At 61.5% G+C, this 21,032-nt stretch carries 20 protein-coding genes; 10 read left to right on the top strand and 10 right to left on the bottom strand.

All coding sequences use genetic code 11. From position 1 onward, the window contains the following. Positions 1 to 969: a DUF2971 domain-containing protein gene (locus Q0X85_RS12585; RefSeq protein WP_074786137.1), complete on the bottom strand. Its 969-nt coding sequence runs from the start codon at positions 967 to 969 to the stop codon at positions 1 to 3. Positions 970 to 1,283: 314 nt separating this feature from the next. On the opposite strand from Q0X85_RS12585, the gene Q0X85_RS12580 reads away from it, so the two are divergent. Beyond that, positions 1,284 to 1,508, top strand: a complete 225-nt coding sequence (locus Q0X85_RS12580; RefSeq protein ID WP_366129941.1) for an aspartate aminotransferase — start codon at positions 1,284 to 1,286, stop codon at positions 1,506 to 1,508. 22 nt (positions 1,509 to 1,530) lie between these two features. Here the strand turns inward: Q0X85_RS12580 and Q0X85_RS12575 are convergent, their stop codons facing one another. Then, positions 1,531 to 2,271: a YebC/PmpR family DNA-binding transcriptional regulator gene (locus Q0X85_RS12575; RefSeq protein ID WP_297772405.1), complete on the bottom strand. Its 741-nt coding sequence runs from the start codon at positions 2,269 to 2,271 to the stop codon at positions 1,531 to 1,533. A 165-nt stretch (positions 2,272 to 2,436) separates the two neighbouring features. Here Q0X85_RS12575 and bchE point away from each other — a divergent pair, with 165 nt between their 5' ends. Further along, positions 2,437 to 4,098: a magnesium-protoporphyrin IX monomethyl ester anaerobic oxidative cyclase gene (bchE, locus tag Q0X85_RS12570; protein WP_297772403.1), complete on the top strand. Its 1,662-nt coding sequence runs from the start codon at positions 2,437 to 2,439 to the stop codon at positions 4,096 to 4,098. Between the two features lie 10 nt (positions 4,099 to 4,108). Continuing rightward, a complete protein-coding gene (gene bchJ / locus Q0X85_RS12565) occupies positions 4,109 to 4,684 on the top strand; it encodes a bacteriochlorophyll 4-vinyl reductase (RefSeq protein WP_297772402.1) in 576 nt (191 codons plus the stop codon). 52 nt (positions 4,685 to 4,736) lie between these two features. On the opposite strand, the gene Q0X85_RS12560 is transcribed toward bchJ, so the two are convergent. The 4 genes from Q0X85_RS12560 to Q0X85_RS12545 form a co-directional block, all read right to left on the bottom strand. Beyond that, a complete protein-coding gene (locus Q0X85_RS12560; RefSeq protein ID WP_297772431.1) occupies positions 4,737 to 6,515 on the bottom strand; it encodes an SLC13 family permease in 1,779 nt (592 codons plus the stop codon). An 86-nt stretch (positions 6,516 to 6,601) separates the two neighbouring features. Beyond that, positions 6,602 to 7,414, bottom strand: a complete 813-nt coding sequence (locus Q0X85_RS12555; RefSeq protein WP_297772400.1) for a TIGR00282 family metallophosphoesterase — start codon at positions 7,412 to 7,414, stop codon at positions 6,602 to 6,604. A 75-nt stretch (positions 7,415 to 7,489) separates the two neighbouring features. After that, on the bottom strand, positions 7,490 to 8,527 hold the full coding sequence (locus Q0X85_RS12550) for a hypothetical protein (RefSeq protein WP_297772398.1): 1,038 nt from the start codon (positions 8,525 to 8,527) through the stop codon (positions 7,490 to 7,492). A gap of 93 nt (positions 8,528 to 8,620) precedes the next feature. After that, entirely contained in the window at positions 8,621 to 10,174 is a 1,554-nt protein-coding gene (locus tag Q0X85_RS12545; protein ID WP_297772396.1) for a trimethylamine methyltransferase family protein, read from the bottom strand. Positions 10,175 to 10,287: 113 nt separating this feature from the next. Here Q0X85_RS12545 and Q0X85_RS19820 point away from each other — a divergent pair, with 113 nt between their 5' ends. Next, complete coding sequence (locus tag Q0X85_RS19820; protein WP_366129937.1) at positions 10,288 to 10,542, top strand: hypothetical protein; 255 nt, start codon at positions 10,288 to 10,290, stop codon at positions 10,540 to 10,542. Between the two features lie 10 nt (positions 10,543 to 10,552). Here the strand turns inward: Q0X85_RS19820 and Q0X85_RS12535 are convergent, their stop codons facing one another. The 4 genes from Q0X85_RS12535 to Q0X85_RS12520 are packed head-to-tail and all read right to left on the bottom strand — an operon-like array spanning position 10,553 to position 14,427. Further along, positions 10,553 to 11,620 carry a DUF3445 domain-containing protein gene (locus tag Q0X85_RS12535; RefSeq protein WP_297772394.1) on the bottom strand — a complete coding sequence of 356 codons (1,068 nt, stop codon included), beginning with the start codon at positions 11,618 to 11,620 and terminating at the stop codon, positions 10,553 to 10,555. Between the two features lie 12 nt (positions 11,621 to 11,632). Beyond that, positions 11,633 to 12,619, bottom strand: coding sequence for a PDR/VanB family oxidoreductase (locus Q0X85_RS12530; protein ID WP_297772392.1), 987 nt, complete (start codon positions 12,617 to 12,619; stop codon positions 11,633 to 11,635). Beyond that, positions 12,616 to 13,224, bottom strand: a complete 609-nt coding sequence (gene dmmA, locus Q0X85_RS12525) for a dimethylamine monooxygenase subunit DmmA (protein WP_297772390.1) — start codon at positions 13,222 to 13,224, stop codon at positions 12,616 to 12,618. Before dmmA ends, Q0X85_RS12530 begins: the two co-directional genes overlap by 4 nt. Positions 13,225 to 13,281: 57 nt before the next feature. Next, a complete protein-coding gene (locus Q0X85_RS12520; protein ID WP_297772388.1) occupies positions 13,282 to 14,427 on the bottom strand; it encodes an aminomethyltransferase family protein in 1,146 nt (381 codons plus the stop codon). 242 nt (positions 14,428 to 14,669) lie between these two features. Between Q0X85_RS12520 and Q0X85_RS12515 the strand changes: the two genes are divergently transcribed. The 6 genes from Q0X85_RS12515 to glnT all read left to right on the top strand — a co-directional run bounded on the left by Q0X85_RS12515 (position 14,670) and on the right by glnT (position 20,790). Further along, entirely contained in the window at positions 14,670 to 16,043 is a 1,374-nt protein-coding gene (locus Q0X85_RS12515) for an ammonium transporter (protein WP_297772386.1), read from the top strand. A gap of 11 nt (positions 16,044 to 16,054) precedes the next feature. Next, positions 16,055 to 16,270: a hypothetical protein gene (locus Q0X85_RS12510; protein WP_297772385.1), complete on the top strand. Its 216-nt coding sequence runs from the start codon at positions 16,055 to 16,057 to the stop codon at positions 16,268 to 16,270. Positions 16,271 to 16,455: 185 nt separating this feature from the next. Further along, entirely contained in the window at positions 16,456 to 17,352 is an 897-nt protein-coding gene (locus Q0X85_RS12505; RefSeq protein ID WP_297772383.1) for a glutamine amidotransferase family protein, read from the top strand. Between the two features lies 1 nt (position 17,353). Continuing rightward, positions 17,354 to 18,031, top strand: coding sequence for a GXGXG domain-containing protein (locus tag Q0X85_RS12500; RefSeq protein ID WP_297772381.1), 678 nt, complete (start codon positions 17,354 to 17,356; stop codon positions 18,029 to 18,031). A gap of 11 nt (positions 18,032 to 18,042) precedes the next feature. After that, positions 18,043 to 19,386: an FMN-binding glutamate synthase family protein gene (locus tag Q0X85_RS12495; RefSeq protein ID WP_297772380.1), complete on the top strand. Its 1,344-nt coding sequence runs from the start codon at positions 18,043 to 18,045 to the stop codon at positions 19,384 to 19,386. 75 nt (positions 19,387 to 19,461) lie between these two features. Then, a complete protein-coding gene (gene glnT, locus Q0X85_RS12490; RefSeq protein WP_297772378.1) occupies positions 19,462 to 20,790 on the top strand; it encodes a type III glutamate--ammonia ligase in 1,329 nt (442 codons plus the stop codon). Positions 20,791 to 21,032: the final 242 nt, after the last annotated feature.

Genomic DNA, 21,032 nt, shown 5'->3' with positions numbered 1-21,032 from the left:
CTATGTGGCACGGAAAGGAATACTCGACATCCGCAACCTTTCGATCAGTTCGGGTTTGTTTCTTGCTGTCAACATGCGTTTGATTGATGCTTGAGTTAAAGGAGAAGAAGCGCTTGGACCGATAATAATAGAATGCACTACATCGGATAAGCGAAACTCATCGCTTATAACGCCCGGTATCGCACCCATTGGAAGCTTTAACTTGGGTTGAATACCGTCAGACCCGTTTAAGTAGCTAAAATATGGATGCAAAGCGTTACCAAGATCACGGTCCTTCAAATAGACTAACCGCCATTCATTTTCCTCTTTAAATCCAATGTGCTTAGAAAACACCGCATACAAACAAATCCGCTGGAAGAGCGCTTGAGCCGTCGCATGTACATATTCCAACGGCACTCTGTTATTTTCCAGAAAGTGCGCAACTTCTTGAATTTTTACATCAAAACGTGCAATTCGATCTTCAACACTGGCATAGTGAACGGGTGCAAGAGCAAGCGGGCTATTCTCCATTGCTTTCACCTTCGATGTGTCGAAGACAACTGCTGCTCCCTTACCGTTCTGCCCATATCCCCGCCACATTGATAGTCGACCATCTTGATCATCATCTTCATGTATCGAGAAGCACATTACGTATAGGTCTAGGACATGCTCCCGAGCGTATTCATCATAACTTTCAGCGAAAGTGTTGAAAAATCGCTCTGCTCGTTCGTCTGAACCTAGCGCTGAACGGATTCCGTCATCTTTCATCACTAAGTCAAACCCGGTGTTGACACCGAACCTTACCTCTTCAAGGTCATTCATATACAAAGGATTTGATAGCCAAACTTCTTCGCCCGCTAGTATGTTTTCGAGATTCTGCATCGAAGTGTAGTGGCACAGAAGCGGAGATACTTCAGGGAATTCGTTTTCTTGCTCCAAATCCGAATAGAGCATTTTCCAGTAATCTTGCCAAATCGCTTCAAAATTCATTTGGATCCTCTGAGCGTTATTCGGTGCAAGCAGATGACCTAAGCACGCCCGAAATTTCAATGAAACCCTGCCCAACTCGTTCATCAGCCGACCGCCTAGTCGGAAATCCAATCCTACAAAGCGTAGGGTGGGGTTCCAACCCACCAATACTGGCCGTTTCATGAAATGGCGAGGCATCACCCACCCCACGTCCCTTAACCTCCCCTTAACCAACCGTCCCGCATCCTCGCGTCATGCGAAACCGAAACTCTCCCCTCACGCCCGAGATCTGGCTGCATGACCTCTTCACCTCAAAATCCGTGCAACAAGGCACCGTGATCCGGCGCAAGAAACGGGATGTGGAGCGGTTTGCGGGGATGGACCTGTTCATGCGTGAAATCCACCGGCGCGGGTTTCAGGTGGCGGAAAACTCCGGCCAGATCGTGATCTTCTGCAACCGCGGGCCCGTCCGCTGGCTTACCCCCGCCCTCACACCGATTTCTTCAAAAGAAATCGGACCGAAATCTTTTCAAGATTTCGGACCATCAACCGCAGTCTGAGACAGCTCAGCCCGCCCGACCGTCAAAGCTGTTCCATCACCTCGTCGGAGGCCTCGAAATTGGTGGTGACGCGCTGCACGTCGTCGTCATCCTCCAGCGCCTCGATCAGCTTCATAAGCTTTTGCATATTCTCGAGGTCCATCTCGGTCGTCGTGGTGGGTTTCCAAACCAGCTTGGTCGAAGTGCTCTCGCCCAATTCCTCCTCTAGCACGGTCGCCACATCATTGAGATCGGTATCGGCACACCAGATCACGTGACCATCCTCGCTGCTTTCGACATCCTCGGCGCCCGCCTCGATCGCGGCCATCATCACCGTATCGGCGTCGCCCACCTCCGCCGGATAGGTCACCTCACCCTTACGCTCGAACATGAAGCCGACACTGCCGGTCTCGCCCAGATTGCCGCCGTTCTTGGTAAAGGTCGAACGCACGGTCGACGCGGTGCGATTGCGGTTGTCGGTCATCGCCTCGACAATCACCGCGACCCCGTTGGGGCCATAGCCCTCATAGCGGATTTCCTCGTAATCCTCGGCATCGCCGCCGCTCGCCTTCTTGATGGCGCGCTCGATATTGTCCTTGGGCATGGATTGCGCCTTGGCTTCCTTGATCGCAAGCCGCAGGCGCGGGTTCTTGTCCGGGTCCGGATCGCCCATCTTGGCCGCGACCGTGATCTCCTTTGAGAACTTCGAAAAGAGCTTGGCCCGGACAGCATCCTGCCGCCCCTTGCGGTGTTGAATATTCGCCCATTTGGAATGGCCGGCCATGGTGCCTTCTCCTGCATCTTCGGAAATCTGCCGCCTTTTATCCGGTGATGCGCCGCAGGGCAACGCCCCTCTCGCACAGCGCCGCACCGGAGCGGTTTGATGTATGTCAACTAAACTAGACATATTCTTTGATAGCCTGAGTTGACAGAACAGGGAGGCACCACCATGCGCATCGTACTGATCCACCCCAATTACCACTCCGGCGGCGCCGAGATCGCAGGAAGCTGGCCGCCCGCCTGGGTCGCCTATCTCGCAGGGCACTTGCGCGATGCGGGTTATGACGATGTCACCTTCATCGACGCGATGACCAATCATCTGGACGACGACACCCTGCGCGCCCGCCTGCACGCGTTGCAGCCCGATGTCATCGGCGTCACCGCGATCACCCCGTCGATCTACGTAGCCGAAAATATTCTCAAACTCGCACAGGAGGAAGTACCGGACGCGCTCCGTGTCCTCGGCGGCGTGCATGCCACGTTCATGTATAAACAGGTGTTGTCCGAGGCCCCTTGGGTGGATGTGATCGTGCGCGGCGAGGGTGAGGAGATCTTTCTCAACCTCATCCGCGCCGTCGATCAGGGCGAATGGCCCGCCGCGCGCGGCGCGATCAAGGGGCTGGCCTATCTCGACGGTGACACGATCAAGGCCACCCCGGCGGCGGCCACGGTCAAGGACCTCGATTCGATCAATCCCGACTGGTCGCTTCTGGAATGGGAGAAATACATCTACGTGCCCCTGGGCAAGCGCGTCGCCATCCCCAACATGGCGCGCGGCTGTCCGTTCACCTGCTCGTTCTGCTCACAATGGAAATTCTGGCGCGATTACCGCGTGCGCGACCCCAAAAAGGTCGTCGATGAGATCGAGAATCTGGTGAACAACCACGGCGTCGGGTTTTTCATCCTCGCTGACGAGGAACCGACCATCAACAAGAAGAAATTCGTCCAGTTCTGCGAAGAGCTGATCAAGCGCGACCTGCCTGCCCGCGTGCAATGGGGCATCAACACCCGCGTCACGGACATCTACCGCGACCGTGACCTGCTGGCGTTCTACCGTAAGGCGGGGTTGGTGCATGTCAGCCTTGGCACCGAGGCGGCGGCGCAGTTGAAACTCGACCAGTTCAACAAGGAAACCAGGGTCGAGGAAAACAAGGAGGCGATCCGCCTGCTGCGCGAGGCCGATATCTTCACCGAGGCGCAGTTCATCGTCGGGCTTGATAATGAGACGCCCGAGACGCTGGAGGAAACCTTTCAGATGGCGTGGGACTGGCAGCCGGATCTGGCAAACTGGGCGATGTATACGCCATGGCCCTTCACGCCGCTCTTTCAGGAGTTGCGCGATCGGGTCGAGATTTTCGATTTCTCGAAATACAACTTCGTCACCCCGATCATGAAACCCGCCACCATGACGCGCGGCGAGTTGCTGGACGGGGTGATGAAGAACTACCGCCGCTTCTACATGCGCAAGGCGCTGTTTCATTACCCGTGGCGCGGCACCGGTTATCGGCGGCGTTACCTGCTGGGCTGTCTCAAGGCGTTTCTCAAGGCAGGCTTTTCCCGCACCTTCTATGATCTTGGCAAGGCCGGATACTGGGGCCCGCAGACCAAGAACAAGGTCACGTTCGACTTTGACGAGACCCGCACCATCGCCGAGGCACAGATGGAGGATTGGGAGGCCAGCGCCGACCGTGCCGCCCGTGCCGCCGAGCGCCGCGTGGCGGTGCGCGCCCAGATGAAGGACCGCGCGACCGAGCGCAAAGAGGGTTTCAAAATGCCCAACGGGGCCGAGGTGCGCGCCTGCGGTGGAAGCACCGAGCAGATGGATGCCTGACGGCGGTCACATGCCCGCCCGCATTGGCCCCAACGCGGTCCTGCAACTCGCCCCGGTGATGGATCGAATAGTGGGCGAACGTGCGCGCCGCGCGCTCTTTGAGCCTGTGGGATTTGACCCGCTGCCTGGCAATGATGCCATGATCGACGAGCGCCCGGTCGCCGCCCTGCACCGCGCCTTGCGCCGGGACCATCCCGAAGTCGCGCAACAGATCGCGACCGCCGCCGGCATCGCCACCGGCGACTATATCCTTGCCAATCGCATCCCCCGCGCCGCGCAAACCCTGTTGCACGCCCTGCCCGCCTCCCTCGCCGCGCCGCTGCTCATGCGCGCGATCCTCGCCCATGGCTGGACCTTTTGCGGCAGCGGTCATCTGACAGCACAGGGCCATCACCCGGTGATTTTCACCTTAGAGACCAACCCGATCCCGCAAACGGGCGAGAGCGCCACGCCGGTCTGCCACTGGCACGCGGCCTGCTTTGAGCGGCTCTTCGCCCGGCTCGTGCATGCCCGATCTCAGGTGATCGAAACCACCTGTTGCGCCACATGTGCCTCCGCCTGCCAGTTTGAAATCTCCTGGCGCTGACCGGTTTCTTCTTGGTCAGAATACCCCCGCCAGAGGCGTCCCGCCCTGCCCGTCAGAGCGGCCAGATGAACGGAATGAGCGCGCTGGCCAGTAGCCCCACACTCAGGTTGAGCGGAATGCCCACACGCAGAAAGTCAGTGAACTTGTAACCGCCGGGACCATACACCAGCGTATTGGTCTGATATCCGATCGGCGTCGCGAACGCAGCACTTGCCGCCACCATGACCGCCACGACAAGGGGCCGGGCATCAATGCCCATGGCATCCGCAAGGCCGATCGCAATCGGCGTGACAACGACAGCCACGGCGTTGTTGCTGACCAGTTCGGTCAATATCGAGGTGAGCAGGTAGATCGCCCAGACCACCAGAAAACCGGGCAACACCGCGAGGCCCGGCGCGATTGCCCCCACGATCAATTCGACCGCGCCGGACGCCTGCAAGGCCGCGCCGATCGCGAGCATGGCAAAGATCAACGCCAGCAATCGCCCGTCGACGAACGAAAACGCCTCGTCAGCATCTATGCAGCGCGCCAGCAGCACCACCGCCACGGCGACCACCGCAAGAGCGAGGATGGGTGCCACGCCGAGGGCGGCCAGCACCACGATCCCCATCAGCGCTATAACCGCCAGCGGCGCGTGGCCACGCCGGAACGCGCGGGCCGACGGGTGCGAGACATCAACCATGTCCATCTCGCGCGAGAGCCGCTGAATATCCTCCGGCGCGCCTTCCAGCAGCAGCGTGTCCCCGACCCGCACAACCAGATCGTCGAGTTGGCGCCCGATGTTCTGATTGCGGCGATGCACCGCGAGAGGATAAACGCCGTACCGCCGACGCAGACGCATCCCCCCCAGGGAGCGCCCGATCATCTTGCAGCCCGGCGTGATGAGCACCTCGACGGTGGTCGTTTCCACGGCCGAGACCTGATCGACGCGCTTGAGGCTCTTGTTGCGTTGCAGGCTCAGCAATTCGGTCATCTGCGTGCGCAAGACCACGCGGTCGCCGACCTGAAGCGTCACCCCGGCCAGATTGCGGCGCAACGACTCGTCCCCACGAATGAGGTCGATCAGCCGCACACCCTCACGCTTGAAGAGTTGCACCCCCGTCACCTCGCGGCCGATCAGGTTGCTCTCGGGCGGAATCACCGCCTCGGTAAAGAATTTCATCTTCGAGCGATCCGACAGCAGGTCCGCCATGCTTTCACGCACAGGCAGCAGGAACGGCCCGAAAAAGCGCAAATAGATCGCCCCCCAGATCACCAGCACGATGCCCAGCGGTGTCACTTCGAAAATCGAGAACGCCTCCATGCCCTCCGTCCGCGCGACGCCATCGACCAGCAGGTTGGTGGAGGTGCCGATCAGCGTCGTCGTGCCGCCCAGGATCGCGGCATAGCTCAGCGGCATGAGAAGCTTGGAGACCGGCACCTTGAGGCTGCGGGAAAGTTGTACGAACACCGGGATCATCACCACGACGACGGGCGTGTTGTTCATGAAGGCAGATCCGATGACCACCGCGATCAGGAGCATGACGATCGCAACCTTCGGGTTGTCCTTGGCCTGACGTTCCGCCAGTGACGTGAATGCATCCAGCGCGCCGGTGCGCACCAGGGCCCCCATCACGATGAACATCGCGGCAATCGTCCAGGGGGCCGGATTGGACAGCACGGCCAGCCCCGCCTCATACGGCAGCACCCCCAATGCAAGGAGCAACGCGGCACCGCTGATCGCCACCACTTCGGTCGGATACACTTCGCGAACGAAGAGAATGAACATCACAACGACGACGGAGAGCGTCACAATCGCCTGTCCGGTCTGCGACAGACCCAAAACGTGAATCACCTGCCCTCACCCTTTTTACGGCCTTGCGCCACCTTCTCCGATCATCATTGACACGGCAAGCGCGAAGCGAAGACCCCGTGCAATCAAGGGCCTGACGGCTTGAGCCGCCCGCCCTGTCGCACCATTTCTATGCGAACCGTGCGGCCCGTCGCATCGTCGGTCTCGACATAGACGCCAGACACGGTGATCTCGCCCATTGCAGGGGTGAACCGTTCCTTGCCCATGCCGGTCACGAAACGGCGCATCGGCTCGGTCTTGTCCATGCCGATCACGCTCAGGTAATCGCCGCACATGCCCGCATCGCCCTGAAACCCGGTGCCGCCGGGCAGGATCTGCGCATCCGCCGTGGGAATATGCGTGTGCGTGCCCACCACCAGGCTCGCGCGCCCGTCGCAGAAATGGCCCATCGCCATCTTTTCACTGGTCGCCTCGCAATGCACATCCACGACCGCCGCCTGCACCGCGCCGCCCAGGGGATGCGTGCGCAGGGCCACGTCAATCGCCGAGAACGGATCGTCAAAGGCGCGCCGCATGAAGACATTGCCCAGCACCTGCGCCACCAGCACCTTGCGGCCGCGCCGATCAGTAAATACACGCGCGCCCCGTCCGGGGGCCACCTTGGAATAGTTGAGCGGGCGGATGATGCGATTGTCCCGCTCGATCGCCTGCAACATGTCCCTTTGGTCAAAGGCATGGTCGCCGAGGGTCACGCAATCGGCCCCGGCCTCGAACAGCCCCTTGGCATGGGCGGCTGTCAGCCCCATGCCGCCCGACGCGTTCTCGCCGTTGACCACAACGAAATCGAGTGTCCAGTCTGCGCGCAGGCCCGGCAGTTTTTCCGCAACCGCCGCGCGCCCTGCACGCCCCATCACATCACCGAGAAAGAGTAGTTTCATGGGACTCCGTGTTAGGCGCCTGCCCGGTCGAGGGCAAGGGCGAATACGGCAAAGCCATGTCAGCGGCCCGATCGGTCACCCGCCGCAAATCCCTTGAAGGCGCAGCCAGTCGGCATCGCTCAGCAACGGCGGCGGCGGATCCGAACCCGCAAAGGGATCGGCCTCGATCAAGGCCAGTGTCGTCTCGCCGGTGATGTCGAGCGCATAGGCATAAGGGCGCGCACGCACCTTCCACCCGGCAAATCCCTGCAACATCACGTCGGGCGGCACGCGCCGGGGGGTGGCGGTCATCAACCGTTCTGCATGCGCGCTCAGCAGGGCGTCAGTCACCTCACCCGTAGCCAGCAGCCGCAACGACGCAGCCAGCCCGCCCTGCCGCAAGAGCCGGTCCAAAGGGTCGCGCGCCTCGGCCCGCAGATAGGCCGCGATCACATGGCCCGCGACGACATCCGGCTCGTCGTAATCCTCGACCAGATCGGTGTTTATCACGACCACGCCGCCGGGCAGGCGCAATGCCCCCTCGATGCCGCCGCGCACGACCACCAGCCTTGCCGCTCGACCGGACCGGGGCGGCAGGCGCCGCGCCAGTTGTGCGAGCGCCGCAGTTGCCCCGGGCCCCTCGCAAATCGGCCCTGCAACCCCCTGCAACTCCTCGAGAAGCGCGCCGCCGATCTCGGCACGCTTGACCGGCGGCACGACAGCCAGCGCATGCTCGCGTGCCGCGCCCGGCAGCCAAAACACAGCAAGCCCCGCCACGGCCGCGACACTGACCAATCCCCCGAGCAGACGCAGCCGGCCGGGCCGCGGCCTCTGACGCGCCACCGCCGCGCGCAACTTTTCAATCGCCGTGACCATTTCGGCTTCGTCTTCTGGCAGTTCCAGTGTCTCGCCAAGGTCGCCGTCCGGATGATAAATCGCGGGGTGTTGTCCCGGATTGGCACGCGCGACCGCCGCGATCGACCAATGCGCCTGAACCCGGTCGCGCATGTCGGTGATGGTCAACGTGGACTCGCCCACCGAAACGATCACATCAAGACGCTGCGCCTCGGGCTCGGCGCGCCACAGGCCCGCAGCCTCGAGCCTCTGATATTTGCTCAGTGCCGTCTTTTTCATAGTCGGGGGCTGCCCTGCCTCTTTTCGGCGACGGTAGCACGGCTTGGCAGAGGCGGGCAATCACGCTCTCGCGCGGGCCTGCCGGCACGGGTGTCAATATTCCTGATTGAGCGCATCCGCCGCCGGAATTTCGCGCTCGCGGCGTGTTATATACTCCAGCAGCGCCTCATTCACGCCCTCGTCCAGCTTGGGCTCTTCATAGGTTGCAAGCAGCTTGCGGGCATGGATCAGCGCACGTTCCGTTATCTCCCGAGAGCCATCGGCACCCCATTGCTCGATCGAATTGTTGTCAAACATATCCGGCATATAGAATGCGGTCTGAAAATTCTTCTGCGTATGCGGATGACCCAGATAGTGCCCGCCCGGGCCCACATCGGGGATCGCGGCGAGCGCCTCGTCGAAATCGCCCCACTTCGGCCCTTCGGCCATGCGATACGCCATCGCGCATTGCTCGGCATCCACCACGAACTTGGCGACCGAACAATGCATCCCCGCCTCGTTCCAGCCTGCCGAATGCCAGATATAGTTGGCCCCGGCGTGGATCACCGCCGACAGCGTCGTCGCACTCTCGTAACCCGCCTGCGCGTCAAATGTCTTGGCCCCGCCGAGCGTGCTCGACGTGCGCCACGGCACGCCGTAATGCCGCGCCATCTGGCCGATCATGAAATTCATGAGGGAAATCTCCGGAGTCCCCGCCATCGGCGCACCGGACCGCATCGACACGGTCGACAGGTAATGCCCGTAGATCGCCGGGCAGCCGCGGCGAATGACCTGTGTATAGGCCAGCGCCGACAGCGCCTCGGCGTTGAGCTGCGCCACGGTGGCGGGGACGGAAGCGGGGGTATTCGCCCCGCCCAGCACGAAGGGCGAGCACAGCACCGGCTGGTTGCGGCGGCAGAACGCGCGCATCGCGCCCAGCATCGTCTCGTCCCAGACCAGCGGCGAATTGCCGTTGCAGTTGCCAGTGGTGACCGGGTGCTCCTCCAGAAACGCCTCACCGAACAGAATCGCACACATCTCCATGACGTCCTCGGCGTTTTTCGGGCTGGTCGTCATCCCCATGAATGTCTTGTTCGAGTGTTTCATCGAGGAATAGGTGATGCGCAGGTGCCGCTGGCTGATCGGGTGGTCATAGGGCTCCACGATGTGATGCGCGGATGAGTGCAGCGCGGGCATCATGTGGCTCAGCTTGTGGAACATCGCCAGATCGTCGAGCATCGGATTGCGCCGCACATCATCGAGGTCGCGCAGATAGGGCGCGCCGGTCATCGGCACGAAGATCGAATGCGGCCCGCCAAGACGCACGTTTTTCTGAGGGTCACGCGCATGATATGTGAAATCCGCGGGGATCGTCGCGATCAGCTCCCGCACCAGACCACGGTCGAGATAAACGCGCTCGCCCACCACCTTGGCGCCTGCGCGTTTCCAATCGGCCAGCGCGATCTCGTCGCGAAACACCACACCGACATTCTCCAGAATATCCATCGAGGCCGCGTCGATCCTCTCGACCTGCGCGCCCTCCATGACCTCGCAATAGGGCATCTGCCGGGTCAGTCCGGCAAGCATCGCAACCTTGGGCGCGTTGCGGATCGCACGGCGGGCCGAGCGGCCGCCAGACCGCGTGCGGGGCATGGTCTCAATCGTCATGGACGCTCTCCTTTTCCATGCGATTTTCCGCAGCGCAGCGCCGATTGGCCTGCAGGATTGCGAAACCCTGTTGCAAAAAGCGACATGCCACCTGAACCGACAGCCCAAATCTCATGCTCTGCGCTGGGCGCGCGCGGGCGATTCGCTCATGCCAGACCCGCACGCGCAGACCTGAGGGGCCGACGCACACGCTGGCCCATCAGATCTACGAGCCGCTCATCATCCGCGACATGACCGGCGCGCTCTTCAACGACCCCAACCACCCCTATACGCAGATGCTGTTCGATGCGGCCCCCGGATGGATGCTGTGGCCGCGAGGTCGATCCGCCCAAGGGCGAAATCCCCGACGCGATCACCCCGCCGCCTGAGACGCGCCGTTCACTTCTGCAAAGCGGGCTCGCTCTCGATATCGGGCCAGACACCCGGGCTCGTGGGCAGGCCGTCATCGAACTGGCTCAGGTAGTCGAGCATCATCGGACGATTGTCGATGAACCCCTTGTAGCTGGCCAATTCCTCGGGCAGATCGCGCACCACACGATGCAGGCGGCGGCCCCATTTCGGCACCGTGACCAGATCCTGAAACGCGATCAGATAGCAGCGGATCGGGAACAGCAGCGCATTCGAGCGCGGCAGCCGAAAGAACGTCTGCAACTCGACCCTAAGATGCTGTTTCGCACCGATGTTCTCAGGCGTCAGCGTGGTCTTTTGCACACCCCATTTGTGATAGTTCTCCGGGCTGGTATCGAGCAGCGGGTTCACCGTCATCGTCCAGTTCAGCCGCCGCGCGGGCGCCCCCTGCTGCACGTTGAGCAGAAACTTCAACGCGCGCTTGAAGATGCCCATCTCATGGGCCATCGGCACCGGCGCATGCCATTCAAAGAAATTCATGCCGATGTCGAAATCAAGCGACCAGTCGGCCTGCGTCGTCACCATGCCGGCATCCATCCACAGCATCTCGTCGCGCTGATCGAGAACCGCGAAATCCCCCTGCGTCTGCCGGGTGATATACTCCAGCGGGCCACACGGCAGCGTGGTCTCGTCCAGGAAGGTAAAGCTGTGGTCGATCCCCATCGGCTTGTTGATCCACCGCCAGCGGTTGCCATCGCAGTGCAACTCAAAGAGGTCAGGATAATCCTCGGCCTTGCAGGTCATGATCAATTCGAGCGTATCCCACCCCGCCAGCGTCATATGCGGCAGCGACTGGCAGCGCAGCGGATCGTCGGCCAACACCAGCGCACGATCCTCCATTTCCGCCAGATAATGCTCGTCCACGTCAAAGCGCTTCTCGTAGACAGATCCCTCAGGCCCGCCACGATGCTGCTCCATATTCACCGAGTACATGTAGCTGTCTTCGTGAAACGGAAACGGAAACCGCTTGATGGCCCAGGCCGAATTGCGGAACGAATAATCGTCGCGAAAGGTTTCCTTGTTGAACTGAATGGTCATCTGCGTGGCTCCTTACCGGTCCAGAACCAGCGTCTTGCCGAGGAATCGGCTGACGCAGGGCATGATTTTCTTGCCGCTGGCATGCTCGTCGTCATCCAGCCAGTGATCGCGGTGAATGATCTCGCCATCGAGCTCGACGACATCGGTCTCGCATTGGCCGCAGGCCCCGCCGCGACACAGGAACGGCGCATCGACACCCGAGCGCTCGATGGCCTCCAGCAGGCTCTCGTGTTCGCCCACCTGCACGACCAGATCCGACTGGCACAGCCTCACCTCAAAGGGCACGCCGGGCTGCGGGGCCAGAAACTCCTCGGAATGCACGACCTCTTCGGGCCAACCAAGGGCCTCGGCGCGCGATTGCACCCAACCGATCATGCCTTTGGGGCCACAGACATAGATATGCGTGCCCAGAGGCTGCCCGCCCAGCAGATCATCCAGCGCGATCGCCTGATCCTGATCGTCGTAATAGATATGCGCCTTGTTCGGGTACTTGTCGCGCAGGTCATCGGCATAAGACCCGAGCGCGGCACTGCGACAGGCGTAATGCAGCTCCCAGTTTCCGTTGGTCTGCTCCAGTTGGGCAATCATCGCCATGAACGGCGTGATCCCGATGCCCCCGGCAAGGAACACATGCTTGCGCGCGCGCAGATCCAGCGGAAAGAGATTGACCGGATAGGTAATGGTCATCTCGTCGCCGACATTGACATTGCGGTGCATATAGAGCGACCCGCCGCGCCCCTCGTCATCGCGCCGCACGGAAATCGCGTAGAGCGACAGATCGCCGGGGTCGGACATCAAGGAGTAGGGGTTGAGCCGCGTCCGGCCATCATCCTGCATCTCGACCACGGTATGCGCCCCGGCAGAGAACGGCGGAAAGGACTGACCGTCGCGGCGCCGAAACTCGAATCGCGTGACCAATTCGTTGACCGGCACGATGGCAGAGACTTCGACCTCGATCTTTTCAGCCCCGGCGCGGGCCTTCTGTGGGGCGGCGCTCATGAGTACAACTCCTGTGCGGGGGGCACATTTCCAGGGTCCTCTGCGTCAATGCACACCCCCTGAAACGCGGCCAGCCTGCGCGAATAGTGATCGCGTACAAACAGATTCAGCCCGCAATGCGAACACACGAACGGATCGGTGGTCACGTCCTCGGTAATGCCCTTGCAATGCACGCATTGCATGCGCCGCGCGGTCGAGCCGCGATGCTCGGTCTGTATCGCGCTATGCGGGATACCGGCGTTGACCGCCTCGTTCATCGCCTGACCCATCAGCCCCTCGGTGCCTGTCAGATAGACCTGCAATCCCATATGCGCATCCGACAGCACCCGGCGCAGACGCTGCACCGAGGCCGGATAGGACGGCCCGACATAGAGCTGCGCAGGCTCAAGCGCGCGCAGCTGGTCGACATAGGTCTCACCCGTCCCCTTGGGGATGTAGATGATATGGGTCTTGGCCATAAGCGCCGCATCCTGCGCGGCCAGTTCGATGATCGCCTCCGCCCCTTCGGCATCGGCGATCACCAGATGGGCCTTGCCCGGACGGGGCGCAAGCGTGCCATAGACCGGCCGGCTTGAGATACTTTCCGGAAACTGGAATTTCGACATCTTGGCGTCTGCTCCCTTTCGCGTCATGCCGGGCCCGCAGGCCCGTTGGTCACTGGCTTAGCCTTTGGCGGCCCGGATGACCTTTTCCTTGTCGTAGAACGGCATTTCCTCCGCCACGCAGGCGATCTCGGAACCATCCTCGTTGCGCACGCTCAGCTTGGTGCCGGGCACGGCACATTCCACCGGCATGCGGGCGATTCCCACATTGTGCTCGTTCAGGTTGGAATTCATCCCGAAAGTGACAACGCCCACGGTTTCGCCATCCTTGACGAGCGCCGCGCCCATATCGGCGGGCGTCGTGCCCTCCAAGCGCACACCATAGATCTTGAACCGCTCGCGCCCCTTGAGCGCATAGTGGTTCTCGGCCCCGCGAAAGCCGGTCTTGCCGGGCGAGACCGTGAAATCCAGCCCCAGTTCCCACAAGGTGTCGCCACAGGGCTCGTCCTTGAACGGATAGGTCTCCGAATTGTCGCCGGGATAGAACAGCAGGTAGCTCTCGGTGCGCAGCAGATCCAACGTCGAGAACTGCACCGGTACGATGCCCATCTCTTTGCCGTTCTCGAGAATCTGGTCCCAGATCTGAGGAGCATGACGCGCCTCGCAAAAGATCTCGTACCCGCGCTCGCCGGTATAGCCGGTGCGCGAAATCATGACCGGCAGGCCAAAGATCTTGGTTTGCAGAATGCCGAAATAGGCCAGATCGCGAATACCCGGCACGTGCTTTTCCAGAAAATCGACGGCCAGCGGGCCTTGCAGGGACATGTCATGCAGATCGTCATCGAAAATCATCGACACATTCTTGCCAAAGGCGGCCATGGCCAGCGATTCGTGGCCGGTGCCGGTGCCATGCACCACCATCCAGTGATTGACCGATAGGCGGTAGATCACGCAATCGTCGATGAACTTGCCGTCGTCGTTGAGCATACAGGCATAGACCGCCCGGCCGGGCATGATCTTGTCGACATTGCGCGTGGTGGCGCGGTCGATGACCGCCGCGGCATGCGGCCCCACGAGGTGGATTTTCTTGAGGCCAGACACATCCATCAACCCCGCCTTGGTGCGCACCGCCAGATAATCGGCCTCGGCCCGCTCATCGGACGGATCATAGAACCAGGCGGTTCCCATGCCGTTCCAGTCCTCAAGCTCTCCGCCGATCTCGGCATGTCGCGATGCAAGTGCGGATGTTCTGTAGATGATGGCCATGGCAGGCTCCCTGTCGATGTTATGCTTCACGATATTCAGACCCATATCGCTTCAAAAATCAACACTTTCATGCAGATTTTTTTCCTGTTGGGAAAATAGGCATTTGCACTGCGATATTGCGGGCCGCCCAACATTTGATCGCCCGATCACGTCAAAATTGTTGACACATGGGCAAATCTTTGTCTCCTTTGCGGAAAAACTTTTCACCTGCAATGAAAAATCGGCACAACAGGGAGAGTGCTATGAACGGAAATCTAGATGCGTTAACAACCATCTTCACCGAATTCTACTACTGGGTCACGGTCGTTTTCATGTTCCTGATCCACGTGGGCTTTTGCATGTACGAGGTCGGCGCGAGCCGCCGACGCAACCACATGCACACACTGATGAAGAACGTCATGGTGATTCCTTTGGTCACCGTGACGTTCTTCCTCTTCGGATGGTGGATCTATTGGGCCTTCCCGATGTTCCCGTTCTTCGGCGGCCTCGATCACGACATGGCCAGCGCCAACCTGCCATGGTCACAGAACATGGCGACCAACCTCGACGACCGGATCACCGGCGTGTTCTGGGCGGCGTTCCTGCTGTTCTCATGGACAGCCGCCTCGATCGTCTCGGGCTCGGTCATCGAACGGATTCGCTCCTCGGCGCTCTGGGTGCACGCGGTGCTGATCGGCTCCGTCTGGTGGATCATCGACGCGGCATGGGGCTGGCATTATGGCGGCTGGATGGTCAAATATCTGGGCTACCACGATGCCTATGCGTCAGGCGTGATCCACGCCATTGCCGGGGGCTACGCGCTCGGGGTGATCATGGTTCTTGGTCCGCGCATCGGCAAGTTCGCGCCGGATGGCACACCCCGTGACATCCCCCCGCATAACCCGTGGATGGTAACGATCGGCCTGTTCCTGATCTACACCGGGTTCTGGGGCTTCTACGCCGCCTGCAACGTGCCGCTCATCTCGCCAGAGGTCATCGACGGCCAGATCACCGGCACCACGTGGACGGCCACCAATATCTATCTTGCCCCCACCTCGCTCTCGGCGATCACCTTCAACTTCCTGATGTCGCTCTCGGGCGGTCTGATGGCGGCCTATGTCATATCGCGCGGCGATGCGTTCTGGACCTTCTCCGGCGGTCTAGCAGGTATCATCACCGCCTCGGCGGGCAATGACCTCTATCACCCGATCCAGGCGATGCTGGTGGCGGCTGTCGGTGTTGTCATCGTCTACAAGCTGCATTTCTGGGTCGAGCGCAAATTCAAGCTCGACGATGCGGTTGGTGCCGTGGCCGTGCATGGCTACGCGGGCGTTGTCGGCCTGATCATCGCGGGGTTCCTGCTCTGGGGCGTGCCGTCCTCTCCGTATGAGGGCTACGCCACGATCAACCCGCTCGGCAACACCATCGGCGCTGTGATCATGTTCTTCTGCCTGGGCTTCCTGCCCGCATGGATCGTGGCCAAGATGCAGGCCGCCGCCGGCGTTCTGCGCATCCCCGAAGAGGTCGAGCTGCAAGGTCTCGATTACGCAGAACATCATGCCTACGAGGACGCCAAGCTTGACGTCATCGAGGCCGACAAAGCCTATCTGGCATCCAGGGCAACAGCCGCAGAATAAGGAGAAGACCCATGTCTACAATCGGATACGAATCCTGGGCCGTTGATCTTGCCGAGGTTGGCCCCATCTACCCCTTCCAGGGCTGGGAAATCGCGATGACCGTGCTCGGCGTGATCTTCTGGATCGGTTGGCACCGGATACAGTTCGTCCGCGAAGGCGAGCACCTCGAGAAAGCCCGCAAGATGGGCGATCCCGAAAAGATACAGAAGAACCTCGAACGCTACTGACACGCTTCGGTCTGCGCGGATCCCACGATTCGCGCATATCACTTACAGGAAACTTTTATTCATAAGAGTTGCGGCTGATGATCCCTGATGCTAGTCTTGAGACAGGGACGCCCCCGGGCAGAATCAGTACGAGCCTCGAACTCGGCCAAGCCCTTGGGCAGAATTCAAAAGTGGAGCAAACGCGAATGTGCGGAATTGTCGGACTCTTCCTCAAGGACAAGGCGCTCGAGCCTCAGCTTGGCGGCTTGTTGACAGATATGTTGATCACCATGACAGATCGCGGCCCCGATAGCGCCGGGATCGCGATCTACGGCGAGGCAACCTCGGGCCGGAGCAAATTCACCGTCCAATCCGACGCCGCCGACACGGTGTTCGAGACGCTCGCAGAGCAGCTCTCGTCCGAGATCGGCGCGCCCGTCGGATTGCGGCGCAAGGACACCCATGCGGTGCTCGATTTCCCCGAGGGAAAAGCCGACGACCTGCGCGACGCCCTTGCCCGCGTGGCCCCTGACGTGCGCGTCATGTCAACCGGCGAAAGCATCGAGATTTACAAGGAAGTCGGCCTGCCCAAGGATGTGGCCGCGCGCTTTGACATCTCGTCGATGAGCGGCAGCCACGGCATCGGCCACACCCGCATGGCGACCGAGTCGGCGGTCACGACCATGGGCGCGCACCCGTTCAACACCGGTGCCGATCAATGTCTCGTGCACAACGGGTCGCTCTCCAATCACAACTCGCTGCGCCGCAAGCTCCTGCGCGAAGGTGTGCGGATCGAGACCCAGAACGACACCGAGGTCGGCGCCGCCTACCTGACATGGAAAATGCGCGAGGGCGCGAGCCTCGGCGAGGCGCTTGAAAGCTCGCTCAAGGATCTTGACGGCTTCTTCACCTTTGTCGTGGGCACCGAGGACGGCTTTGGCGTTGTCCGCGATCCCATCGCCTGCAAGCCCGCTGTCATGGCCGAAACCGATCAATATGTCGCCTTCGGCAGCGAGTATCGCGCTCTGGTCAACCTGCCCGGCATCGAAGACGCCCGCGTCTGGGAGCCGGAACCCGCAACCGTATATTTCTGGAAGCACTGACATGCAGACATTCGACCTTGCAGCCGAAGGGCTGCGCACCCTCAATTCGACACTTCACGCCCAGGCGGAACAGACCAACCAGACCGCCTGGGACGTGATCAATCCGCGCGGCAGCCACGCCATCGCCGTCGGCCTCGATGCGCCCATCGAAGTGCACGTTAAGGGCTCCACCGGCTATTACTGCGCCGGCATGAACAAGCAGGCCACCGTGCATGTCCACGGCTCTGCCGGTCCCGGCGTCGCCGAGAACATGATGAGCGGCACAGTGATCGTCGAAGGCGATGCCAGCCAATATGCCGGGGCCACCGGGCGCGGTGGCACGCTGGTCATCAAGGGCAACGCCTCGTCGCGTTGCGGCATCTCGATGAAGGGCATCGACATCATCGTGCATGGCAATATCGGACACATGTCCGCCTTCATGGCGCAATCCGGCAATCTTGTGGTCTGCGGCGATGCGGGCGACGCTCTTGGCGATTCGCTCTACGAGGCCCGCCTCTTCGTGCGCGGCAGCGTCAAATCCCTGGGGGCGGACTGCATCGAAAAGGAGATGCGCCCCGAACATCTGGAGATTCTGGCCAACCTGCTGGAGCGCGGCGGCTGCGACGCGCGACCCGAAGAGTTCAAACGCTACGGCTCCGCACGCGAACTCTACAATTTCAAACCTGACAACGCTTACTGAGGGCTCACATCATGAAAGACGAGACCCACGGCGCACCGCGCACAACCCCGATCCAGTCGGCGACTTTCTCGCAATCCATCAACGCCGAGATCCGGCGTGCGGCGGCCACCGGCATCTATGACATCCGGGGCGGCGGCGCCAAACGCAAGGTGCCCCATTTCGACGACCTGCTGTTTCTCGGCGCGTCGATCTCACGCTACCCGCTCGAAGGCTACCGCGAGCGCTGCGATACCTCGGTGACGCTTGGCACGCGCTACGCCCAGAACCCCATCGAGCTCGATATTCCGGTCACGATCGCCGGCATGAGCTTTGGCGCGCTCTCGGGCCCGGCCAAGGAGGCTCTGGGCCGCGGCGCGACCCTCGCCGGCACCTCGACCACCACCGGCGATGGCGGCATGACCGCCGAGGAACGCGGCCATTCCAAAAAGCTGGTCTATCAATACCTGCCCTCGCGCTACGGCATGAACCCCGATGACCTGCGCCGTGCCGACGCGATCGAGGTCGTTGTGGGCCAGGGTGCCAAGCCGGGCGGCGGCGGCATGCTGCTGGGCCAGAAAATCTCGGACCGTGTGGCCGAGATGCGCAACCTGCCCAAGGGCATCGACCAGCGGTCGGCCTGCCGTCACCCCGACTGGACCGGCCCCGACGATCTGGAAATCAAGCTGCTCGAACTGCGCGAAATCACCGGCTGGAAAGTGCCGATCTACATCAAGATCGGCGGGGCCCGCCCCTATTTCGACACCACCTTGGCGGTCAAGGCGGGGGCAGATGTCGTCGTGTTGGACGGCATGCAGGGCGGCACGGCGGCAACGCAGGACGTGTTTATCGAGCATGTCGGCCAGCCCATACTGGCCTGCATCCGCGAGGCCGTCCGCGCGCTCCAGGACCTTGGCATGCACCGCGAGGTTCAACTTGTCGTCTCGGGCGGCATCCGCACCGGGGCGGACGTGGCCAAATGCATGGCGCTCGGAGCAGATGCCGTGGCCATCGGTACCGCGGCCCTGATCGCGCTTGGCGACAACGACCCGAAATGGGAATCGGAGTACAACAAGCTCGGCACCACCGCCGGTGCCTATGACGATTGGCACGAAGGCAACGACCCGGCGGGTATCACAACGCAGGACCCTGAGTTGATGAAGCGGTTCGACCCCATCGAGGGCGGGCGCAGGCTCAACAATTACCTCAAGGTGATGACCCTTGAGGCGCAGACCATCGCGCGCGCCTGTGGCAAGAACCATCTGCACAATCTCGAACCCGAGGATCTCTGCGCCGTGACCATGGAGGCCGCCGCGATGGCGCGGGTGCCTCTCGCGGGGACCGATTGGTGGCCCGGCAAACCCGGCGGCACCTTCTGAAACGACACCCGGCGCGGCCCCGATGGGGGCCGCGTCTCCAGACAACCTTACAACGCATGACAACGGGGACAAAAAATGACCAGTGATCTGGCGAAATTTGCCAAGGACAATGGCGTAAAATACTTCATGATCTCTTTCACCGACCTGTTCGGTGGACAGCGCGCCAAGCTGGTGCCGGCACAGGCCATTGCGGATATGCAAGAGGATGGCGCGGGCTTTGCGGGCTTTGCCACCTGGCTCGACATGACGCCCGCACATCCAGATATGCTCGCGGTGCCTGACCCGTCCTCGGTGATCCAGCTGCCGTGGAAACCCGAAGTGGCCTGGGTTGCCGCCAACTGCGTGATGGAAGGCAAAGACGTGGGTCAGGCCCCGCGCAACGTGCTCCGCCGCCTGATCGACGAGGCCGCCGCCGAAGGGCTGCACGTCAAGACCGGCATCGAGGCCGAGTTCTTTCTTCTGACGCCCGAGGGCGATCAGATCAGTGACCCGTTCGATACAGCCGCCAAGCCCTGCTATGACCAGCAGGCCGTCATGCGCCGCTATGACGTCGTCCGCGAAATCTGCGACTACATGCTGGAGCTGGGCTGGGGCCCCTATCAAAACGACCACGAAGACGCGAATGGCCAGTTCGAGATGAACTGGGAATTCGACGACGTACTGTCCACCGCCGACAAGCATTCCTTTTTCAAGTTCATGACCAAGTCGGTCGCGGAAAAGCACGGCTTCCGCGCCACCTTCATGCCCAAACCCATCGAGGGGCTGACCGGCAATGGCTGTCACGCGCATATCTCGGTCTGGGATGCGCCCGGCAAGGCGTCCAAGAGCAACGTCTTTGCAGGCGAGGGCGAGGGCCCCACCGGCGAGTTGGGCCTCTCCGAGCGCGGCAAGCATTTCCTCGGCGGCATCATGAAGCACGCCAGCGCGCTCGCCGCGATCACCAACCCGACCGTCAACAGCTACAAGCGGATCAATGCCCCGCGCACCATCTCGGGCGCCACATGGGCCCCCAATTCGGTGACATGGACCGGCAACAACCGCACCCACATGGTGCGCGTGCCGGGCCCGGGCCGGTTCGAGCTGCGCCTGCCTGACGGCGCGGCCAATCCCTATCTTTTGCAGGCGGTCATCATCGCAGCCGGTCTCTCGGGCATCCGCTCCAAGGCCGATCCGGGCAAGCGCCACGATATCGACATGTACGCCGAGGGCCACAAGGTGCGCGGTGCGCCCAAGCTGCCCCTCAACATGCTCGACGCGTTGCGCGAATACGACAAGGACAAGGAACTCAAGGCGACGATGGGCGACGAATTTTCCGCCGCCTATCTCAAGCTCAAGAAGCAAGAGTGGAATTCCTTCGTAAACCACTTCAGCCGCTGGGAGCGCGACCACACGCTCGATATCTGAGCGCCATCAAAGCCCCTGCCCCGCGCCGCATGAAACGCCATGCGGCGCGGCGCGCGTTTTCCCGGGTTGTGCGCGGCCGAAATGAACAGCTCTTCGTTGCGGGGATGGCCTGGAACGGACCTAAGAGCCAACCGCGCGAACAGCACCGAAGGTGCCGCGCGATCGCCGGGCCGTCCCGCGGCCTGGCGATTTGATGTGGCGTGCAACGTGTTGAGTTTAGAATGACTTGGCTGGCATAAAGC

The sequence above is a fragment of the uncultured Roseovarius sp. genome, assembly GCF_947259555.1.
In the GTDB taxonomy this organism is placed as follows: domain Bacteria; phylum Pseudomonadota; class Alphaproteobacteria; order Rhodobacterales; family Rhodobacteraceae; genus Roseovarius.
The sequence above is the reverse complement of the archived record's forward strand: the minus strand, read 5'-3'. Positions and strand labels throughout refer to the sequence as shown.

Coding starts and splice junctions, on each gene's coding strand:
- Q0X85_RS12585 (WP_074786137.1), bottom strand. CDS start 969: ATGAATTTTGAAGCGATTTGGCAAGATTACTGGAAAATGCTCTATTCG.
- Q0X85_RS12575 (WP_297772405.1), bottom strand. CDS start 2,271: ATGGCCGGCCATTCCAAATGGGCGAATATTCAACACCGCAAGGGGCGG.
- bchE (WP_297772403.1), top strand. CDS start 2,437: ATGCGCATCGTACTGATCCACCCCAATTACCACTCCGGCGGCGCCGAG.
- bchJ (WP_297772402.1), top strand. CDS start 4,109: ATGCCCGCCCGCATTGGCCCCAACGCGGTCCTGCAACTCGCCCCGGTG.
- Q0X85_RS12555 (WP_297772400.1), bottom strand. CDS start 7,414: ATGAAACTACTCTTTCTCGGTGATGTGATGGGGCGTGCAGGGCGCGCG.
- Q0X85_RS12550 (WP_297772398.1), bottom strand. CDS start 8,527: ATGAAAAAGACGGCACTGAGCAAATATCAGAGGCTCGAGGCTGCGGGC.
- Q0X85_RS12545 (WP_297772396.1), bottom strand. CDS start 10,174: ATGACGATTGAGACCATGCCCCGCACGCGGTCTGGCGGCCGCTCGGCC.
- Q0X85_RS19820 (WP_366129937.1), top strand. CDS start 10,288: ATGCTCTGCGCTGGGCGCGCGCGGGCGATTCGCTCATGCCAGACCCGC.
- Q0X85_RS12535 (WP_297772394.1), bottom strand. CDS start 11,620: ATGACCATTCAGTTCAACAAGGAAACCTTTCGCGACGATTATTCGTTC.
- Q0X85_RS12530 (WP_297772392.1), bottom strand. CDS start 12,619: ATGAGCGCCGCCCCACAGAAGGCCCGCGCCGGGGCTGAAAAGATCGAG.
- dmmA (WP_297772390.1), bottom strand. CDS start 13,224: ATGTCGAAATTCCAGTTTCCGGAAAGTATCTCAAGCCGGCCGGTCTAT.
- Q0X85_RS12520 (WP_297772388.1), bottom strand. CDS start 14,427: ATGGCCATCATCTACAGAACATCCGCACTTGCATCGCGACATGCCGAG.
- Q0X85_RS12515 (WP_297772386.1), top strand. CDS start 14,670: ATGAACGGAAATCTAGATGCGTTAACAACCATCTTCACCGAATTCTAC.
- Q0X85_RS12510 (WP_297772385.1), top strand. CDS start 16,055: ATGTCTACAATCGGATACGAATCCTGGGCCGTTGATCTTGCCGAGGTT.
- Q0X85_RS12505 (WP_297772383.1), top strand. CDS start 16,456: ATGTGCGGAATTGTCGGACTCTTCCTCAAGGACAAGGCGCTCGAGCCT.
- Q0X85_RS12500 (WP_297772381.1), top strand. CDS start 17,354: ATGCAGACATTCGACCTTGCAGCCGAAGGGCTGCGCACCCTCAATTCG.
- Q0X85_RS12495 (WP_297772380.1), top strand. CDS start 18,043: ATGAAAGACGAGACCCACGGCGCACCGCGCACAACCCCGATCCAGTCG.
- glnT (WP_297772378.1), top strand. CDS start 19,462: ATGACCAGTGATCTGGCGAAATTTGCCAAGGACAATGGCGTAAAATAC.